Here is a 17,113-nt window from a genome sequence, read left to right as displayed (position 1 = left end):
CGCAATGACCAGAACCCCAGTGTTTCCGACCGCCACCCCACCGCAGCCGGAGAAACGGCCGATCTTCGACACGCATCACGGCATGACGCGGACGGACGACTATGCTTGGCTGAGGGCCAGCAATTGGCAAGAGATGTTCAGGGATCCGTCTCTGCTCGACGGCCAAATCCGCGCCCACCTCGAAGCCGAGAATGCTTACCAGGCGGCGCTGATGGCCGACACGGCTCAGCTGCAGAAGCAGCTTTTCGCGGAAATGAAGGGGCGTATCAAGGAAGACGATTCCTCTGTGCCTATGAAGGACGGGCCCTATGCCTACGGCTCCTCCTTCAAGCTTGGCGGCCAGCAGCCGCGTTATTTCCGCACGGCGCGCGACGGCGGCGACAAGCAGATATTGCTCGACGGCGATGCCGAGGCCGAGGGTAAGCCCTATTTCCGGCTGGGCGGCGTCGATCATTCGGACGACCACAGCAAGCTGCTCTGGGCCTTCGACGACAAGGGTTCCGAATTCTACACGCTGCGCGTCCGCGATCTCGCCGGCGGCAATGACCTGGCGGACAGGGTTCCGGACACCGGCGGTGGCGGTGTTTGGGATGCCGGCAATGACGGGTTTTTCTACACTCGCCTCGACCCCAACCACCGGCCTTCCAAAGTGCTGTTCCATGCGCTTGGTGACAGTCCGGAAAACGACCGGCTGATCTACGAGGAGACCGATCCCGGCTTCTTCATGGATGTCGGCGGCACGCGCTCCAACGAGTGGATCATGATCGGCATCAACGACCATGAGACCTCGGAATACCGCATCATGAGCGCCAACGATCCGTTCGCAGAGCCGAAGCTGGTTGCGGCGCGCCAGACCGGCCTGCAGTACGAGCTCGAGGAAGGCGGCGACATCTTCTTCATCCTCACCAATGCCGACGGTGCCAAGGACTTCAGGATCATGACGGCGCCAGCGCATGATCCGGTGCGTGCCAACTGGCAGGAACTGGTGCCGCACGAAGCGGGCCGACTGATCCTTTCGGTGATCGGCTTCAAGGACCACATGGTCCGGCTCGAGCGCAAGGAAGGCCTGCCGCGCATCGTCGTGCACGACCGCAAGAGCGGCGAGGAGCACCTGATCTCCTTTGACGAGGAGGCCTTCTCGCTCGGCCTGTCCGGCTCCTACGAATACGACACCGAGATCATGCGCTTTTCCTATTCGTCGATGACGACGCCGGCGCAGGTCTTCGACTACAATATGCGCACCCGCGAGCGGGTGCTGCTCAAGACCCAGGAAGTGCCGTCCGGCCACGACCCGGCGCACTATGTCACGCGCCGGCTGATGGCGCCTGCCGCCGACGGCGAACTGGTGCCGATCTCGCTCCTCCATCACCGCGACACGCCGCTCGACGGGTCGGCGCCGTGCCTGCTTTACGGCTACGGCTCCTACGGCATCACCGTGCCGGCCGCGTTCAATACCAATCTGTTTTCGCTGGTCGACCGCGGCTTTGTCTACGCGATAGCCCATGTTCGCGGCGGCAAGGACAAGGGCTATGGCTGGTACGACGAAGGCAAGCGGGCGAACAAGATGAAGACGTTCACCGATTTCATCGCGGTCACTCAGCACCTTGTCGCTGAACGCTATACGCAGCATGACCGCATCGTCGCGCAAGGCGGTTCGGCCGGCGGCATGCTGATGGGGGCGGTCGCCAACATGGCGCCGCAATGCTTCGGCGCCGTCGTCGCCGAGGTTCCCTTCGTCGACGTGCTCTCCACCATGCTCGACGCCAGCCTGCCGCTGACGCCGCCGGAATGGCCGGAATGGGGCAATCCGATCGCTTCGGCGGAGGATTACCGGACCATCGCCGCCTATTCACCCTACGACAATGTCGCCGCACTCGACTATCCGCCGATTCTGGCGCTGGCCGGCCTGACCGACCCGCGCGTCACTTATTGGGAGCCGGCCAAATGGGTAGCGCGGTTGCGCGACCGCAAGACAGGTGAGAATCCGGTGCTGTTCAAGATCAACATGGATTCAGGCCATGCCGGCGCCTCTGGCCGGTTTTCGAGGCTGGAGGAAATCGCCTTCACCTATGCCTTTGCGCTCAAGGTGACAGGGAAGGCCGAGCTTGCCGCGTAAACACCGCGGATAGGCAGGTATTGCTTGCTGTTCCGCTACATGCCTTCATTGAGGATGGAAGTTGCGGAGAAGCCCACCAATGATCGATCTTGCCACATTGATTGCGTATGTCGCGGTTGTGCTTGGCTTTGTTTTCATCCCGGGTCCTGCCACCCTTTTGACCGTGGCGCGAGCAACCAGCTCTGGAACCAGGGTGGGCATCGCGACCGGCGCGGGGATCGCGGCCGGCGACGTGGTTCACACCTTCATGGCGATCGTCGGCATTTCGGCGATCATTGCCACGTCGGCGGCGCTTTTCAGCATAGTGAAATACATCGGCGCAGCCTACCTCATTTATCTCGGCGTTCGCGCGATCATCGAGAAAACGCCTGCCTATCCGGCCGCCGGCGCACTTGCGATCCCCGCTGCCAAAGCATTTCGGCAGGCTGTTTTGACCGAGATTCTCAACCCCAAGACCGCGCTTTTCTTCCTCGCATTTCTTCCGCAGTTTGTGCGGCCTGAAAACGGATCGGTGATGCTTCAACTGGCGACATTGGGCGTGATCTTTGTTCTGTTGGGCCTCGTCAGCACGGTGGTTTTCGCCGTGGGTGCGGGCGGCCTCGGCGCTTTCCTGCGCCGAAACCCGACGGTGCTGAGATGGCAGGGCAAGGCTGTCGGCTGCATCTATTGCGTCTTGGGCATCCGGCTGGCGCTGCAACAGCGCTAGGGTCTCGACATGCGACGCCGCATGAGGCTTCGGATACTGGGCAGGCACAGTTGATTTTCCGCTCGCAATTGCAAAGGTCGCGCGCTACCCAATGCGCGGCCTTTTCACGGTCGCCGCCAACACTCAATCACCCAGGAATCTGCCATGTTGCTCGTCGATGTCTATCTCGACAAATCGCCCATCCAGGGCATCGGCGTCTTTGCCAAGAACCACATTCCCCGCGGCACGCTGGTCTGGAAGCTCGACCCGAAATACGACCGCCGCATCGAGGTGACGACCTACGAGCGGGAAACCGGGCCGGTGAAAACCTACCTTGACCGCTACGCCTACCCGGACCGGTGCGACCCGAACTACATCGTCTTCGAAGCCGACGATGCGCGCTACATGAACCATGCCGACGACCCGAATTGCGACGTCTCGCAGCCGGAGGAGACCTATGCCTTGCGCGACATTGCGCCTGGCGAGGAAATGACCTGCGACTACAATCACTTCTTCGAAACCGGCTTCGACTTTCTCGGCGACCGCTGACGCAACGGCCGTCAGCTCGCCGGCTTCTTGCGAGCCGGATAGCCGTTGGGATGCGGCGGCACGGCTTTCAGATAGGCGGCGATCGCCGCACGGTCCTCCGGGGTCAGCACGGCCATGTTCCGTTGCACGTCGACCATCGCGCCGCCGACCGTATCGAAATCCGGCGTGAAGCCGGTTTCGAGATAGTTGGCGATGTCAGCTTCGGACCAGTCGGCGATGCCGCCCTCGCCCGACGTGATGTTCGGCACGATACCGCTGCCTTCGGCGGCGGCCGCACCTGCCAGCCACTGGCCCTTCCTGGTGCCGCCGGCGAGGTCCCGCGGCGTGTGGCATTCGCCGCAATGACCGGGGCCTTCCACCAGATAGCGGCCGGCCAGCACCGGGTCGGGCGTGCCGTCGGGAAAGGAAACGACCGGCTGGTCACTCAAATAGAGCAGCTTCCACAAGCCAAGACCGCGTCGGACATTGAAGGGAAATGCCAGCGAATTGGCGGGCGCCTTGCCGGCGACCGCGGGCAAGGTCTTGAGGAATGCATAGAGATCGGCAATGTCGGCCGGCTTCATGCGCGCGTATGAAGTATAGGGAAATGCCGGATAAAGATGCTCGCCCGACGGTGATACGCCCTTCAGCATGGCGTTGGCAAAGTCCTCGACCGACCAGGCGCCGATGCCGTCCCTGGCATCCTGCGATATGTTCGGCGGCACGAAGGTGCCGAACGGCGTCTTGAGCTCGAGGCCGCCGACCAGCTGAAGGCGGGCGTCGCCTTGCGAGCCGGGCTTGGCATGACAGGACGTGCAGCCGCCGGCGTAGAAGATGCGCTTGCCCCTGGCGGCGTCGCCGGGACCAAGCTCAGCCAGCGTTGCGGCATCGAGCCTGACCGGAGCCGACAGGAACCAGCCGGCAATCGCGGCCGCGCCGCCCAGAACGAGGGCGGCGCCGGCAAGTTTCTTCAGCAAGCGCATTGCCCGCCATCAGCCTTTTTTCACCCTGTAGTTTTGATGACAGTTGCCGCAGCCGCCGCCGATGGTGTTGAACTGTGCCTTCAACGCCTCGGCATCTGCAGGTGCTGCGGCGACCGCTGCCTTGACGTCTGCGAGGTACTTGCCTTCAGCCGTCTTGAAGCCGGCCATGTCCTGCCAGATCTTGGGAGACGCCGTGGTGTCGCCGGTGTCGCTGCCCGCGGGGAAAAGCGTGTCGACGCCGGCATGGAATTTCTCGGCATTGGCCTGCAGTGCCTGCAACGCGGTCAGCACCGAAGCTGCGTCGTAGGGCGTCTCGCCCTTGACCACTTTCGACAAGCCGGCGGCGATCTTGCCGCGTTCCTTCATCAGGGCCTGCCGGTCAGCAACCGGATCGGCAAACGCCGCCGAACCGGCGAAGGCGAGCATCGAGATGGCGAGGATAAGCTTTCTCATTCACTTGGCTCCATGTTGAAGGCAATTCAGGATGCGGTCCCACCCGATGACAAACGGCAAGGATGGCTTAAAAATTCCGACGCTGCGCCTCACGCTTGCGTGAAATTTTGCAACTGTCGTTCTGATGCTGAAAAAGAAAAGCCCCGGTTCTGCCGGGGCTTTTCTGGAACGGATCAGGCCTTTTCGTAGAGTTCGAGCACATAGTCCCAGTTGATGAGACTGTCGACGAAGGCTTCGAGGTATTTCGGCCGGGCGTTGCGATAATCGATGTAATAGGAATGTTCCCAAACATCGACGCCGAGGATCGGCGTCGCGCCATGGACGAGCGGGTTCTCGCCATTCGGCGTCTTCGAGATCGCCAGCTTGCCGTCCTTGACCGAGACCCAGGCCCAGCCCGAACCGAACTGGGTGGTGCCGGCGGCGATGAAGTCGGCCTTGAACTTGTCGTAGCCACCAAGATCGCTGTCGACCGCCTTTTGCAATGCGCCCGGCAGCTTGTTGCCACCGCCGCCCTTCTTCATCCATTTCCAGAAATGGATGTGATTGTAGTGCTGGGCGGCATTGTTGAAGAGGCCCGCATTCTTGCCGAAGGACTGTTTGACGGCCTCTTCGACCGACAAATCGCCCATGCCCGCCTCGGCGGCCAGCTTGTTGCCGTTGTCGACATAGGCCTTGTGGTGCTTGTCGTGGTGATATTCCAGCGTTTCCTTTGACATATAAGGCTGCAAGGCCTCGTAATCATAGGGCAAGGCGGGCAATTCAAAAGCCATCGGTCGTACTCCCTCGTGGAAAAATCCGGTGTCGATACCGGACTAACATAGGACTGGATTGGTCTGGAACAACTCCGGAAACGAAGCGCCGGCCGCTTTTTAGCGGGTCAGCCGGGCGAAGTCGAATGCGCCCATTCCCAATAGAGTTCGCGCGCCTTCTTGGCCACTGGTCCGGGCTGCAGATTGCGCTCCTCGATACGGGTGACCGGCACGACTTTCGAGTGGTTTCCGGTCGAGAAGATTTCGTCCGCCTCGAGAAAATCGCGGATCGACAGCGTCTTTTCCGTCGTCGTGAAGCCGTATTCGCCCAGCAGGGCCATCGTGCGCGCGCGGGTAATGCCGGACAGGAAGGTGCCGTTCGGCGCCGGCGTCAGGACATGGCCGTCCTTGACCAGGAAAATATTCGAGGTGCCGGTCTCGGCGACATTGCCCAGCATGTCGAGCACGAGCGCATTGTCGAAGCCGCGCATCTTGGCTTCGAGGATGGCCCGGCCGTTGTTGGGATAAAGGCAGCCAGCCTTGGCGTTGGTCGGCATGGTTTCGATGGTCGGGCGCCGGAACGGCGACACCGTCACCGAAAACCCAGCCGGCGAGATCATCGGCGATTCGTAGAGGCAAAGGCAGAAACGCGTCGAGGCCGGGTCGGCCGGCACGCCCATATAGCCGCCATGCTCGGCCCAATACATCGGCCTGATGTAGACTGCCGTCTTGCCGTCGAACTTCTTCAGCCCGTCCCAGGTCAGGCCGACGATCTTGTCGGTGCTCATCGTCGGCTTCAGGCCGAGCGCGATCGCCGAGGCATTGACCCGCGCTGCATGGCGATCGAGATCGGGAGCGACGCCCTCGAACCAGCGGGCGCCGTCGAACACGCTGGTGCCGAGCCACATGGCGTGGCTGCGCGGCCCTAGAATGGCAACATTGCCCTCGTACCAGTCGCCGTCGACGAAGGTCCATGTCGCGGATTGCGCCGCAGTCGCCAGTGTCATTGCCAGGTTCCGTTCGATGCTTGTTGCGGCGCATTGGAAGATGCTTTGGCGGCCGCCGTCAACCGGCTTGGCTGAGATTTGTTGAGGCCAGCGGGCTGGCGGACTGCAATCAGCGCTTGCGCCTTGCCTTACGCGGCCTCAAAACTGTCGAATGCAGTTCGCGGCTTACGTTTTCGACGCCTATGGCACGCTGTTCGACGTGCATGCGGCCGTGCGCCGTCACGCCGACCAGATCGGGCCGGACGGCCAGTTGCTGTCCGATATCTGGCGCGCCAAGCAGCTGGAATATTCCTGGGTCAGGACGCTGATGGGGGCCTATGCCGATTTCTGGCAGCTCACCGAGCAGGCCCTCGACTTCGCCCTGCGCAAGGTTCCATCCGCGGATGCCGGGCTGAGGGCGAAGCTGCTCGAGGCCTATTGGCGGCTGGACTGCTATCCGGAGGTACCGGCCGTGCTCAAGGCGCTCAAGGCATCGGGGGCAAGGCTGGCGATCCTGTCAAACGGTTCGCCTGAGATGCTGGAAGCGGCGGTCAAATCCGCCGCGCTCGACCAGGTCCTGGACGACGTCTTTTCCGTCGACAGCGTCAGGCGCTTCAAGACCGATCCGTCGGTCTACGACATGGTCACCACGGGCTGGCGCCTCTATCCGGGCGCCGTCTCTTTCCAGTCATCCAACCGCTGGGACGTCGCCGGCGCCACCAAGTTCGGCTTCAGGACGGTGTGGATCAACCGCGCCAATCAACCAGAGGAATACCGGGATTTCCCACCGGCCCTGATCCTGCCGTCCCTCGATGGTCTGATCTCCGGGGTTTGACGGCCGGACATGTTGCCTCGACGCAACAGTGACGATCCAGTCACAGCTTTGCCTTTGTTTGTCCACCCTGCGGCCAGAATTGGAACCGCCTATCGCACTGACATTGCTCAAGCACCTGCGCCGTATCGGACGCATTCACGCTTTGTTGCGATTTGAGACTTAAAAAAGGCAATCATGTTCACACCCCAATCGTCCTCTCTGCGCCTTAGCCGTCGCGGTTTCCTCAACGCAGCAGCCCTTGGCGCCGCCTCGGTCGCGGTCTCCAGTTGCACCACCCTGTCGCAGCAGCCGGTCGAGCCACCGCCGCCGACCTATGTCGAGCCGGCGCTCGGCGATTACGTGACGATGTATGGGCCGATGTCCGATGGCGGCTTCGAGCTGCCGGCCATACCTGTCGACAAGATCGACCCGCAGTTCCTGCGCCAGATCGTTGACGATCCGACCGGGCAGCAGCCCGGCACCATCGTCGTCGACACGACCAACCACTTCCTCTACCTGGTGCGCCCGGGCGGCCAGGCGATCCGCTACGGCGTCGGCCTCGGCCGCGCCGGCTTCGAATGGTCGGGCGATGCGGTGGTCCAATGGAAGCAGAAATGGCCGAAATGGACGCCACCGGACGACATGATAGCCCGCCAGCCCGAGCTCGCAAAATACAGCGCCGATAATGGCGGCATGCCCGGCGGGCTGGACAACCCGCTTGGCGCGCGTGCGCTTTACCTGTTCCAGGGTAACCAGGACACGCTGTACCGGTTGCACGGCTCGCCGGAATGGCGGTCGATCGGCAAATCGGTGTCGTCGGGCTGCGTGCGCCTGATGAACCAGGACATTATCGATCTCTACGATCGTGTGCCGAACAAGACCCCGGTCGTGGTGACAGCCGATGTCGGCCAGCCGGTGGTGGCAACAGCAAACCGCAGAGCCATTCCGATCGACGCCGGCGTGCCGGAAGGATCGATCCTGCTCGGCCCGATAAAATCGATCACAAATTCGATCTTCTGAGCTGGTCGAAAGCGCGGGCGGGATCTTCCTCGCGGCTCAAGCGGTCGATCTGCCTCGAGCCGGCGGTTGCCAGGTTGTTGGGTGTCGCTTTGTACGGCCAGGTTGATTAATTAGCTTAGGCCCGCCCGGCGCAGCCCTTCGGCATAGAGCGCACGAAGCTCCGCGGGGGCGATCGGATGATAGCGCTCGATCCAGTCCAGCGTGAGGTTCGGCTGGATCCGCAGGGCCTCTGCAAGTGCGGAAGCGGCGAGCGCAAGGTCGCCGGACAGCCCGGCCACTGCCGCGAGACTGCGCCATGCGGTGCCGAAGTCGCGCCTGAGCTGTACCGCGCGGTGCTGGAACTCGACCGCCTCGGCGATGCGCCCGGCTGCAAAATGACAGGTGCCGATCGTCGAGAGCACCGCTGCTTGGATCGTGTCGCGTGGGGAGAGCCGCATCGCTAGTTCTGCGTGGCGGGCGCCCTCCGCGCCCATCCCGGCGTAGCCGTAGCTCGAGCCCAGAACCATATGCGCCATGGCAAAGCTCGGGTTTCGCTCGATCGCTTCGGTAAGCGCCTCCCTGGCAGGCTTGGGACGCCGCGCGACCATGTGGACGTAACCGAGCACGAGATGAGCCCATGGATCGTCATTGTCCTGGTCGAGCGCGCGCTGGCCGAGCGCGAGTGCCCCGTCGAGCACCTCGGAAGGCTCCGCCACCCCTAGATGCGCCCTCGCGGCATAAAGCCAGCCGAGCAGGCCAATGGCGCGGGCATATTCCGGATCGATCTCGATGGCCCGCTTGAGCAGACCGACACCGACCTCGTTGTCCCGGGCAACCCAGGTCCACACGTAGGGCATGGCGGCACGACGCAGCCCCAGGCGTCCAGGCTCTCGGTCGGCCGCTTCCTGAGGCGCACGTTCTCTGCAGCATAGAGCTGCGGCTCCAGCGATCCGACGACGCTTCCCGTGATCTCGTCCTGCACGGCAAATATGTCGCTCACCGCGCGGTCATAGCGCTCGGCCCACACATGCGTCCCGGATGCGGCTTCGATCAGCTGGGCAGTAACGCGAATACGGTCGCCGGCTTTGCGAACGCTGCCCTCGAGCACGTAGTGGACGCCGAGCTCACGGGCCACCTGGCGGATGTCGGCCGATTTGCCCTTGTAGGCGAATGTCGAGTTGCGGGCGATGACGAACAGCCAGTGCAGCTTGGACAGCGCGGTGATGATATCCTCGCTGATGCCGTCGCTCAAGAACTCCTGGTCCCTGTCTCCGCTCATGTTCTGGAATGGCAGTACGGCAATGGAAGGCTTGTCGGGAAGCGGCAGGTTTCCGCCGGACACGGCCGACGCGACGAGCTCCAACTTCGCCACGTTTTGGCTCAGGCTCAGACGATAGGCTCGCACCGGCCGTACAATGTTTTTGAGCTCCTTGTCGCCGAGATCGACGAATTCTTCTTTCAACTTGTCGCGCACCTGTTCATAGGCCGCACCTGAGAGGCAGATCCCATTTGGTTCGGCGATTCCTTCCAGACGGGCGGCGATGTTGACGCCGTCGCCCATCAGGTCGCCGTCACTCTCCTCGACCACATCGCCAAGATGAATACCGATCCGGAATTCAATGCGGCGCTCCGGTGGGAGGCCGACGTTGCGCTCGACCATGCCATTTTGCACTTCGATGGCGCAGCGCACGGCATCGACAACGCTGCGGAATTCCACGAGGGCTCCGTCACCTGTTCGCTTCACTACCCGACCGGCGTGAACCGCGATGGTGGGGTCGATGACATCGCTGCGGAGCGCCCGGAGTCGCGCGAGCGTCCGATCTTCGTCCGACCCAGCCAGCCGGCTGTATCCGACAACATCGGCGGCCAGGATCGCCGCAAGTTTGCGGATCTCGCTCACCTTGCCCCTTCCTTCACTGCCCAACATAGCACAGACTCAAGCGCAAGACCGCTCCATTTGGAACGGCGTGAACTCGCGACGACGGATGGCGCCCGGAGTCCCACTGGCCGGAAAGCGGCTTCGGGTCAGAAGCGCGACATTGTGGGCGATTGTCAGAAAGGTCTCGAAATGGCGCATAGCCGCCGTCCGCTGTCCTTCAGATCTCCCTACTGGCGCTTCATGCCAAGGCAGAATTTGCCAACACCGATGCCCGCCTTCGGGTCCGATGCGCCTCACCGCCCCCTGGACAGGCTGCCCAGAATGCCGCGGACGATCGCTCGTCCGACCGACGAGCCGACCGAGCGCACCACGGATTTGATCGCAGCCTCCGCCACCGTCTGGCGGTTGGATGGCCGCGGCGCGCGGCGGCCGCCGGTCGGCTGGGGATCGTCGTTGCCGAAGCCGGGAATGGTCCAGCGCGAACGGCCTGCGTCCTGTTGCTGCGCCTGTGCCTCCTGGGCGTCCTTGGCCTTTTTCTGCAGGATCTCGAAAGCGGATTCGCGATCGACGGTCTGGTCGTATTGTCCCGCAACCGGGCTTTCAGTGATCAGCTTGCGGCGCTCTTCGGACGTGATTGAGCCAAGGCGCGACGATGGCGGGCGGATCAGCGTCTGCTGCACCATGGACGGCACGCCCTTGGCTTCCAGCGTCGAGACAAGCGCCTCGCCGGTGCCGAGCTGCGTGATCACGGTTGCGCAGTCGAAATCGGGATTGGGCCTGAACGTCTCGGCCGCCGTCTTGACGGCCTTCTGTTCGCGCGGCGTATAGGCACGAAGTGCGTGCTGCACGCGGTTGCCCAACTGGGCCAGCACCGTTTCAGGGATATCCAGCGGATTTTGCGTGACAAAATAAACGCCGACGCCCTTCGAGCGGATCAGCCGGACCACCTGCTCGACGCGGTCGACCAGCACCTTCGGGGCGTCGTCGAACAGAAGGTGCGCCTCGTCGAAGAAGAAGACCAGCCTCGGCTTGTCCGGGTCGCCGACCTCGGGCAGTTCCTCGAACAGTTCCGACATCAGCCACAGAAGGAACGTCGCATAGAGCCGCGGATTCATCATCAACTTGTCGGCGGCGAGCACGCTGATGGCGCCGCGTCCATCGCGCGTAGTGCGCATGATATCGGCGATCCGCAATGCCGGCTCGCCGAAGAAATTGGCCGCGCCCTGCTGCTCCAGGACCAGCAGCGTGCGCTGGATGGCGCCGACCGAAGGTTTCGTCACATTGCCGTAGCGAGCGCCGATCTCTTCGGCGCGGTCGGCGATATTGGCAAGCAGTGACCGCAGGTCCTTCAAGTCGAGCAGCAGAAGGCCTTCCTCGTCGGCGATGCGGAAGGCGATGTTCATGATGCCTTCCTGCGCCTCGGAAAGGTTCATCAGCCGCGACAGAAGCAGCGGCCCCATTTCCGAGATGGTAGCGCGGATCGGGTGGCCCTGCACGCCGAACAGATCCCAGAAGATGACCGGGAATTCCTGGAATTCATAGGGATCGAGCTTGACCTGCTCGGCCCGCTTGACCAGGAAATCCTGCGCTGTGCCCATCATGGCGATACCCGACAGGTCGCCCTTGATGTCGGCGCAGAACACCGGCACGCCGGCATTGGAGAAACCCTCGGCCAATATCTGCAGGGTCACCGTCTTGCCGGTGCCGGTCGCGCCGGTGACCAGGCCGTGACGATTGCCATATTGCAGCAAAAGCTGTTCGGGCCGCTGATAGCTGTCGTCCGGCTTGCGGCTGGCTCCTATGAAGATACTGGTGTCATCGGCCATGTGCCCGGTCTCCGCAAACCTATAGGGTTGAATGCCTGATCCCTTGAAGAAAAGGGAGCCCCGCCGCAGGTATAGTGAGGCCATTGCGCAGCGACAATGGGCGTCGTCGAAAATGGCTTTTGGAGCTTGCGGAACCTGCCCATGTTTGGCAATCGATTGACGGTCGCAGTCACGCAAGACGTGTTGCACGGCGTGTACGCTGCATTGTGATATGCGACCGGGGAACGTAGACTGACGTAGCTGGCCGCTGCGGCCGCTAGAATGAGGAGAACGGATGGGCGCCGGTGCCTTGACCCAGGATGCCGAACTTCCGAACGCCGACCGGCAACGATGGCTGGCGCTGGCGGAGAAGGCGCTGGCCGGCGGGTCCTTCGAGGAAAAGCTCGTCTCGCATACGGACGACGCCATCCGCATCGAACCGCTCTACGAGCGTTCGGTAACCGCCGAGCCTGTCGTGCGCGCCAACCCGGGATCACCGTGGATCGTCAGCCAGCGTATCGACGATCCGGACATAGGCCGCGCCAGTGCGCAGGCGCTGGAAGACGTCGCGCAGGGTGCCACCGGACTGTCGCTTGTCTTCGAGGGTGCGCCGAACGCCTTCGGCTATGGCTTGCCGAGGACGGCGGAGGCGCTGGAGGGCGTGCTCGACGGCGTGCCGCTCAACCGCATCCAGATCCGCATCGACGCCCATCCCTGGAGCCGCGCCGTGGCCGACTGGCTGGTGGCGTTTTTGACCAAGCGCCGCTCCGACCCGGCAAAGCTCAACCTCTCCTTCGGCATCGATCCGGCGGCGATTTTTGCCGGGACCGGCAGGCTGCGCATGTCGATCGACGCTTTACAGGCTTCGATGCCGCAATCGCTGGCGCATTTCTTTTCGATGGGTGTGCCCGGCGTGCTGCTGGAGGCCGACGGGCGGGTATTCCACAATGCCGGCGCCACCGAGGCGCAGGAGCTTGGCACCATGCTCGCCTCGGCCGTCTCCTATCTGAGGCTGTTCGAGAAGGCGCGCCAGCCGCTCGTCTACGCGGCGCCGCATATCGGTTTTGCGCTGAGCGTCGACCAGGACCAGTTCGTATCGACGGCGAAGGTCAGGGCGTTGCGCAGGCTGTGGGCGCGTGTCCAGGAAGCCTGCTCGATACCGCCCTCCACCGCCAGCATCCATGCCGAAACCTCCTTCCGGATGATGACGGCGGCCGACCCGGAAAGCAACATCCTGCGCACCACCATCGCCGCTTTTGCTGCTGCCGCCGGCGGCGCGGATTCGATCGCCATCCTGCCGCACACGATCGCGCACGGCCTACCCGCGGGCTTTGCCCGCCGCGTTGCCCGCAACGCGCAACTGATCATGGCCAATGAAAGCCACATCGACCACGTCGCCGATCCGGTTTGCGGTTCGGGCGCCGTCGAAGCGCTGACTGCGGAGCTCTGCGCGGCGGCCTGGCAGGAGTTCCAGCAGATCGAGGCGGAAGGCGGCGTGCTGAGCAGCCTTGAGCAAGGCCACATCCAGAGGCGCGTCCAGGCAGCTTCCGCCCGCCGCAACACAGCCTACCAGGCGGGCGAACGGGCGATCGTCGGCACGACGCTGCACCCGTCGAAGACCGAGCGTCCGGTCGAGACGCTGGCGGCGGCGCGGCGGCCTGCCTTCGACGAAAGCGTTGCGGTGTGCGAGCCGCTGTTTCCGATCCGCATCGATCAGTCGATCGGAGCGGTACCATGATCCCGGATTTCAGCCAGATCGCCTGGTCGCCGCCACGGCGGGCGCCTGTCGAGGTCAAAGGTCAGCGGATGACGCCGGAAGGCATCGCCATCAAGCATCTCTACAACCAGGGCGATCTCAAGGGCTTACCTCATCTCGATACCTATCCGGGCCTGCCGCCCTTCGTGCGCGGCCCCTATCCGACGATGTATGTCCAGCAACCCTGGACGATCCGGCAGTATGCCGGCTTCTCGACGGCAGAGGAATCCAACGCCTTCTACCGGCGCAACCTTGCCGCCGGCCAGAAAGGCCTCTCGGTCGCCTTCGATCTCGCCACGCATCGCGGCTACGACAGCGACCATCCGCGCGTCGCCGGCGATGTCGGCATGGCCGGCGTCGCCATCGATTCCATTCTCGACATGCGCCAGTTGTTCGACGGCATCCCGCTTAACGAGATGACGGTATCGATGACGATGAACGGCGCCGTGCTGCCAATCATGGCGCTCTATATCGTCGCGGCGGAGGAACAGGGCGTTGCGCAGAAGGACCTCGCCGGGACCATTCAGAACGACATCCTGAAAGAGTTCATGGTGCGCAACACCTACATCTATCCGCCAAAACCTTCGATGCGGATCGTGTCGGACATTTTTTCCTACACGTCGAAGCACATGCCGAAGTTCAATTCGATCTCGATCTCCGGCTACCACATGCAGGAGGCGGGAGCGACGGCGGACCTCGAGCTCGCCTACACGATTGCCGACGGTATCGAATATGCCCGCGCCGGCGTCGCGGCCGGCCTCGACATCGACTGTTTCGCGCCGCGCCTTTCCTTCTTCTGGGCCATCGGCATGAATTTCTTCATGGAAGTCGCGAAGCTGAGAGCAGCGCGCCTTTTGTGGGCCAGCCTGATGCTGAAGAATTTTTCGCCGAAGGACGAGCGTTCGCTGTCGCTGCGCACCCATTGCCAGACTTCGGGCTGGTCGCTGACGGCGCAGGACCCCTACAACAACATCATCCGCACCATGATCGAGGCGATGGCCGCGACCCAAGGGCATACGCAGTCGCTACACACCAATTCGTTCGATGAGGCAATGGCGCTGCCGACCGACCATTCGGCCCGCATCGCCCGCAACACACAGCTCATCCTGCAGAAGGAGTCCGGCACGACGCGCATTATCGACCCGTGGGGCGGCTCCGCCTATGTCGAACGGTTGACGCATGACCTGGCGGCGCGTGCGCTTGCGCATATCGAGGAGGTCGAGAGCCTCGGCGGCATGGCCGCGGCGATCGAAAAGGGCCTACCGAAGCTGCGCATCGAAGAGGCTGCCGCGCGCACCCAGGCGCGCATTGATTCCGGCGAACAGATCGTGGTCGGCGTCAATGCCCACCAGCCCGGGACGGACATCGATGTCGACGTGCTGAGGATCGACAATGCCGAGGTCAGGGCACGGCAATTGTCGAAGCTGCAGCGGCTGAAAGGCACGCGTGACATCCCTGCCGTCGAGAGCGCGCTCAATGCGCTGACCCGTGCTGCCGGGAGTAACGGAAACCTGCTGGAATTCGCCATCCGGGCGGCGCGCGCCAATGCCACGGTCGGCGAGATTTCGCTGGCGCTAGAAAAAGTCTTCGGCCGCCATGTCGCCTCGGTGCAGACGATCTCCGGCGTCTATCGCAACGCGCTTGGTCACAGTCCAGTGGTCGATCGGCTGCAGGACAAGATCGTGGCGTTCGAGGAGAAGTCGGGCGGCAGGCCGCGCATTCTGGTCGCCAAGATGGGCCAAGACGGCCATGATCGCGGCCAGAAAGTGATCGCCACCGCCTTTGCCGACCTAGGCTTCGACGTCACCGTCGGGCCGATGTTCCAGACGCCGGAAGAGATCGCCAGGCTGGCCGTCGAGCATGACGTGCACATCGTCGGCGCCTCGTCGCTGGCTGCGGGCCATTTGACGCTTATTCCCGAACTCAAACTTGCGCTGAAGAAGCTCGGCCGCGACGACATGCTGATCGTCGCCGGCGGCGTCATTCCACCACAGGATTACGATGCAATCCGGCAGGCAGGCGCCACTGAAATTTTCCCGCCCGGCACAGTCATCCCGGAAGCGGCGGACCGGCTGATGGACCGCCTGCTGCAGGTTGGCTGATGCCTTGTTCTAACGTCTGTTGTAACGAGAAACACGCAGAGTTATAATCAGCGTTGCAACAGGATGCTCACCATGAACACCACCATTCGCAAGATCGGCAATTCCGAAGGCGTGATCCTGCCGAGGGAAATTCTCGACCGCATGAACCTGAAGGCGGGCGACAGCATCGTCATCGTTAAGGAAGGCGATGAGCTTCGTCTGCGCCGCACCGAGGACACTGCTGAAGAATTCGAGCGCAAGATGAAGATCGCGCGCGAGCGGATGAAGAAGTATGAGGTTGCCTACCGCGCGCTCGCAAAATGACCGAGCATCATTCGCGGGAATTCGTGGAGGCACTTCACGCCGAGCAGCTGCGCCTCCACGGCGGCGCAGCGGGCATCCGCGACGAGGGAAGGCTGGAGCCGGCGCTCTACAGGCGGCAGCAGAGGGAAATCTATGGCGAGCCCGATCTCTGTGAGCTGGCGTCCGCTTATCTTTTCGGTTTCGCCAAAAACCATCCATTCGTCGACGGAAACAAGCGTACTGCCTTCGCGGCGGCCGATCTGTTCCTTTATTTCAATGGCTTGAGCATCGAAGCCGAGCAGGCGGACATTATTCAACTGGTCATGATGGTCGCCGCCGGCGAAATCGACGAGGCTGGTGCCGCGGCGTTCTTCCGCGATCATGTCGTCAAGCTCGAAGACTAACTGTCGGAGAGCTTGACGATCTCCCACTCCTTGCCATTGACCACGGCAACTTCGCCGACCTTCTTGCCGAACAGCGCCATCGCCATCGGCGACACATGGGAAATTGTCCCCTTGGCGGGATTTGCCTCATCCTCGCCGACGATCTTCCAGTGCACCTTCTTGCCGTCGTCGCTTTCCAACGTGACACCCATGCCGAAGCGAACCATGTCGCTGCCCGGCTCCGGCACCGAAAGTTCGGCGCTTTCGCGCCGCGCCGTCCAATAGCGAAGATCACGCGACACCAGCGCGATGCGCTCGCGGTCGGCCCGCTTTTCGGCTCTGCCGAGCTCGTCGCGCAGAGCGGCCACCTCCGCATCGATCAGCGCCAGGCCGCGTTCCGTCACCAGATTGCGGTGATGGCTGATCGGCCGCTCGCCGATGCCGGCGATGGCGTTTTCGCTGTCTTCCTCGCGGGTGAAGGCCCTGCTCATGCGACGAACTTATGCCTGACGCGACGACTCCACAAGCCTTAGCCGGCGAACCTATCCGGGCAACTCCTGTCTGGCACGAATCCTGCGGCGCGACCGTCGAAC

General features: G+C 62.9%; 15 protein-coding genes and 1 pseudogene. 9 read left to right on the top strand and 7 right to left on the bottom strand.

The annotated features are described in order from the left end of the window. Positions 1-4 precede the first annotated feature (4 nt). The 3 genes from NKI79_RS26135 (at position 5) to NKI79_RS26125 (ending at position 3,350) form a co-directional block, all read left to right on the top strand. A complete protein-coding gene (locus NKI79_RS26135; protein ID WP_352805646.1) occupies positions 5-2,116 on the top strand; it encodes a S9 family peptidase in 2,112 nt (703 codons plus the stop codon). Between the two features lie 79 nt (positions 2,117-2,195). After that, positions 2,196-2,822, top strand: a complete 627-nt coding sequence (locus NKI79_RS26130; protein ID WP_352805643.1) for a LysE family translocator — start codon at positions 2,196-2,198, stop codon at positions 2,820-2,822. A gap of 144 nt (positions 2,823-2,966) precedes the next feature. Continuing rightward, positions 2,967-3,350 carry an SET domain-containing protein gene (locus tag NKI79_RS26125; RefSeq protein ID WP_254819935.1) on the top strand — a complete coding sequence of 128 codons (384 nt, stop codon included), beginning with the start codon at positions 2,967-2,969 and terminating at the stop codon, positions 3,348-3,350. Positions 3,351-3,361: 11 nt separating this feature from the next. Here the strand turns inward: NKI79_RS26125 and NKI79_RS26120 are convergent, their stop codons facing one another. The 4 genes from NKI79_RS26120 to NKI79_RS26105 form a co-directional block, all read right to left on the bottom strand. Next, positions 3,362-4,312, bottom strand: coding sequence for a cytochrome c (locus tag NKI79_RS26120; RefSeq protein WP_352479514.1), 951 nt, complete (start codon positions 4,310-4,312; stop codon positions 3,362-3,364). Positions 4,313-4,321: 9 nt separating this feature from the next. Continuing rightward, positions 4,322-4,765: a c-type cytochrome gene (locus NKI79_RS26115; RefSeq protein WP_254819933.1), complete on the bottom strand. Its 444-nt coding sequence runs from the start codon at positions 4,763-4,765 to the stop codon at positions 4,322-4,324. Between the two features lie 173 nt (positions 4,766-4,938). Next, on the bottom strand, positions 4,939-5,535 hold the full coding sequence (locus NKI79_RS26110) for a superoxide dismutase (protein ID WP_023677850.1): 597 nt from the start codon (positions 5,533-5,535) through the stop codon (positions 4,939-4,941). A gap of 107 nt (positions 5,536-5,642) precedes the next feature. Beyond that, positions 5,643-6,521: a branched-chain amino acid aminotransferase gene (locus tag NKI79_RS26105; protein WP_352479513.1), complete on the bottom strand. Its 879-nt coding sequence runs from the start codon at positions 6,519-6,521 to the stop codon at positions 5,643-5,645. 151 nt (positions 6,522-6,672) lie between these two features. Here NKI79_RS26105 and NKI79_RS26100 point away from each other — a divergent pair, with 151 nt between their 5' ends. Then, positions 6,673-7,335, top strand: a complete 663-nt coding sequence (locus NKI79_RS26100; RefSeq protein WP_352690040.1) for a haloacid dehalogenase type II — start codon at positions 6,673-6,675, stop codon at positions 7,333-7,335. A gap of 174 nt (positions 7,336-7,509) precedes the next feature. Further along, complete coding sequence (locus NKI79_RS26095) at positions 7,510-8,334, top strand: L,D-transpeptidase (RefSeq protein WP_352479511.1); 825 nt, start codon at positions 7,510-7,512, stop codon at positions 8,332-8,334. A gap of 110 nt (positions 8,335-8,444) precedes the next feature. On the opposite strand, the pseudogene NKI79_RS26085 reads toward NKI79_RS26095, so the two are convergent. Together NKI79_RS26085 and NKI79_RS26080 are read right to left on the bottom strand one after the other, a co-directional pair. Continuing rightward, positions 8,445-10,213, bottom strand: a pseudogene (locus NKI79_RS26085) (adenylate/guanylate cyclase domain-containing protein). A gap of 272 nt (positions 10,214-10,485) precedes the next feature. Beyond that, entirely contained in the window at positions 10,486-12,018 is a 1,533-nt protein-coding gene (locus tag NKI79_RS26080; RefSeq protein WP_352805634.1) for a helicase HerA-like C-terminal domain-containing protein, read from the bottom strand. A gap of 274 nt (positions 12,019-12,292) precedes the next feature. Here NKI79_RS26080 and NKI79_RS26075 point away from each other — a divergent pair, with 274 nt between their 5' ends. The 4 genes from NKI79_RS26075 to NKI79_RS26060 all read left to right on the top strand — a co-directional run bounded on the left by NKI79_RS26075 (position 12,293) and on the right by NKI79_RS26060 (position 16,541). Continuing rightward, the gene (locus tag NKI79_RS26075) at positions 12,293-13,735 is read left to right on the top strand and encodes a methylmalonyl-CoA mutase subunit beta (protein WP_352805632.1); all 1,443 of its coding nucleotides are present in this window, start codon (positions 12,293-12,295) and stop codon (positions 13,733-13,735) included. Next, on the top strand, positions 13,732-15,855 hold the full coding sequence (gene scpA, locus NKI79_RS26070; RefSeq protein ID WP_352805631.1) for a methylmalonyl-CoA mutase: 2,124 nt from the start codon (positions 13,732-13,734) through the stop codon (positions 15,853-15,855). The genes NKI79_RS26075 and scpA overlap by 4 nt, the downstream gene beginning before the upstream one ends. Positions 15,856-15,927: 72 nt before the next feature. Then, entirely contained in the window at positions 15,928-16,158 is a 231-nt protein-coding gene (locus NKI79_RS26065; RefSeq protein ID WP_352805630.1) for an AbrB/MazE/SpoVT family DNA-binding domain-containing protein, read from the top strand. Continuing rightward, positions 16,155-16,541: a type II toxin-antitoxin system death-on-curing family toxin gene (locus tag NKI79_RS26060; RefSeq protein ID WP_352805628.1), complete on the top strand. Its 387-nt coding sequence runs from the start codon at positions 16,155-16,157 to the stop codon at positions 16,539-16,541. Before NKI79_RS26065 ends, NKI79_RS26060 begins: the two co-directional genes overlap by 4 nt. Here the strand turns inward: NKI79_RS26060 and NKI79_RS26055 are convergent. After that, positions 16,538-17,011, bottom strand: a complete 474-nt coding sequence (locus NKI79_RS26055; protein WP_254819923.1) for a GreA/GreB family elongation factor — start codon at positions 17,009-17,011, stop codon at positions 16,538-16,540. The genes NKI79_RS26060 and NKI79_RS26055 overlap by 4 nt on opposite strands. Between the last annotated feature and the right edge of the window lie 102 nt (positions 17,012-17,113).

The sequence above is a fragment of the Mesorhizobium sp. M0340 genome, from assembly GCF_040321535.1.
GTDB lineage: Bacteria > Pseudomonadota > Alphaproteobacteria > Rhizobiales > Rhizobiaceae > Mesorhizobium.
This window is presented reverse-complemented; position numbering and strand designations above follow the sequence as displayed.

Coding starts and splice junctions, on each gene's coding strand:
- NKI79_RS26135 (WP_352805646.1), top strand. CDS start 5: ATGACCAGAACCCCAGTGTTTCCGACCGCCACCCCACCGCAGCCGGAG.
- NKI79_RS26130 (WP_352805643.1), top strand. CDS start 2,196: ATGATCGATCTTGCCACATTGATTGCGTATGTCGCGGTTGTGCTTGGC.
- NKI79_RS26125 (WP_254819935.1), top strand. CDS start 2,967: ATGTTGCTCGTCGATGTCTATCTCGACAAATCGCCCATCCAGGGCATC.
- NKI79_RS26120 (WP_352479514.1), bottom strand. CDS start 4,312: ATGCGCTTGCTGAAGAAACTTGCCGGCGCCGCCCTCGTTCTGGGCGGC.
- NKI79_RS26115 (WP_254819933.1), bottom strand. CDS start 4,765: ATGAGAAAGCTTATCCTCGCCATCTCGATGCTCGCCTTCGCCGGTTCG.
- NKI79_RS26110 (WP_023677850.1), bottom strand. CDS start 5,535: ATGGCTTTTGAATTGCCCGCCTTGCCCTATGATTACGAGGCCTTGCAG.
- NKI79_RS26105 (WP_352479513.1), bottom strand. CDS start 6,521: ATGACACTGGCGACTGCGGCGCAATCCGCGACATGGACCTTCGTCGAC.
- NKI79_RS26100 (WP_352690040.1), top strand. CDS start 6,673: ATGCAGTTCGCGGCTTACGTTTTCGACGCCTATGGCACGCTGTTCGAC.
- NKI79_RS26095 (WP_352479511.1), top strand. CDS start 7,510: ATGTTCACACCCCAATCGTCCTCTCTGCGCCTTAGCCGTCGCGGTTTC.
- NKI79_RS26080 (WP_352805634.1), bottom strand. CDS start 12,018: ATGGCCGATGACACCAGTATCTTCATAGGAGCCAGCCGCAAGCCGGAC.
- NKI79_RS26075 (WP_352805632.1), top strand. CDS start 12,293: ATGGGCGCCGGTGCCTTGACCCAGGATGCCGAACTTCCGAACGCCGAC.
- scpA (WP_352805631.1), top strand. CDS start 13,732: ATGATCCCGGATTTCAGCCAGATCGCCTGGTCGCCGCCACGGCGGGCG.
- NKI79_RS26065 (WP_352805630.1), top strand. CDS start 15,928: ATGAACACCACCATTCGCAAGATCGGCAATTCCGAAGGCGTGATCCTG.
- NKI79_RS26060 (WP_352805628.1), top strand. CDS start 16,155: ATGACCGAGCATCATTCGCGGGAATTCGTGGAGGCACTTCACGCCGAG.
- NKI79_RS26055 (WP_254819923.1), bottom strand. CDS start 17,011: ATGAGCAGGGCCTTCACCCGCGAGGAAGACAGCGAAAACGCCATCGCC.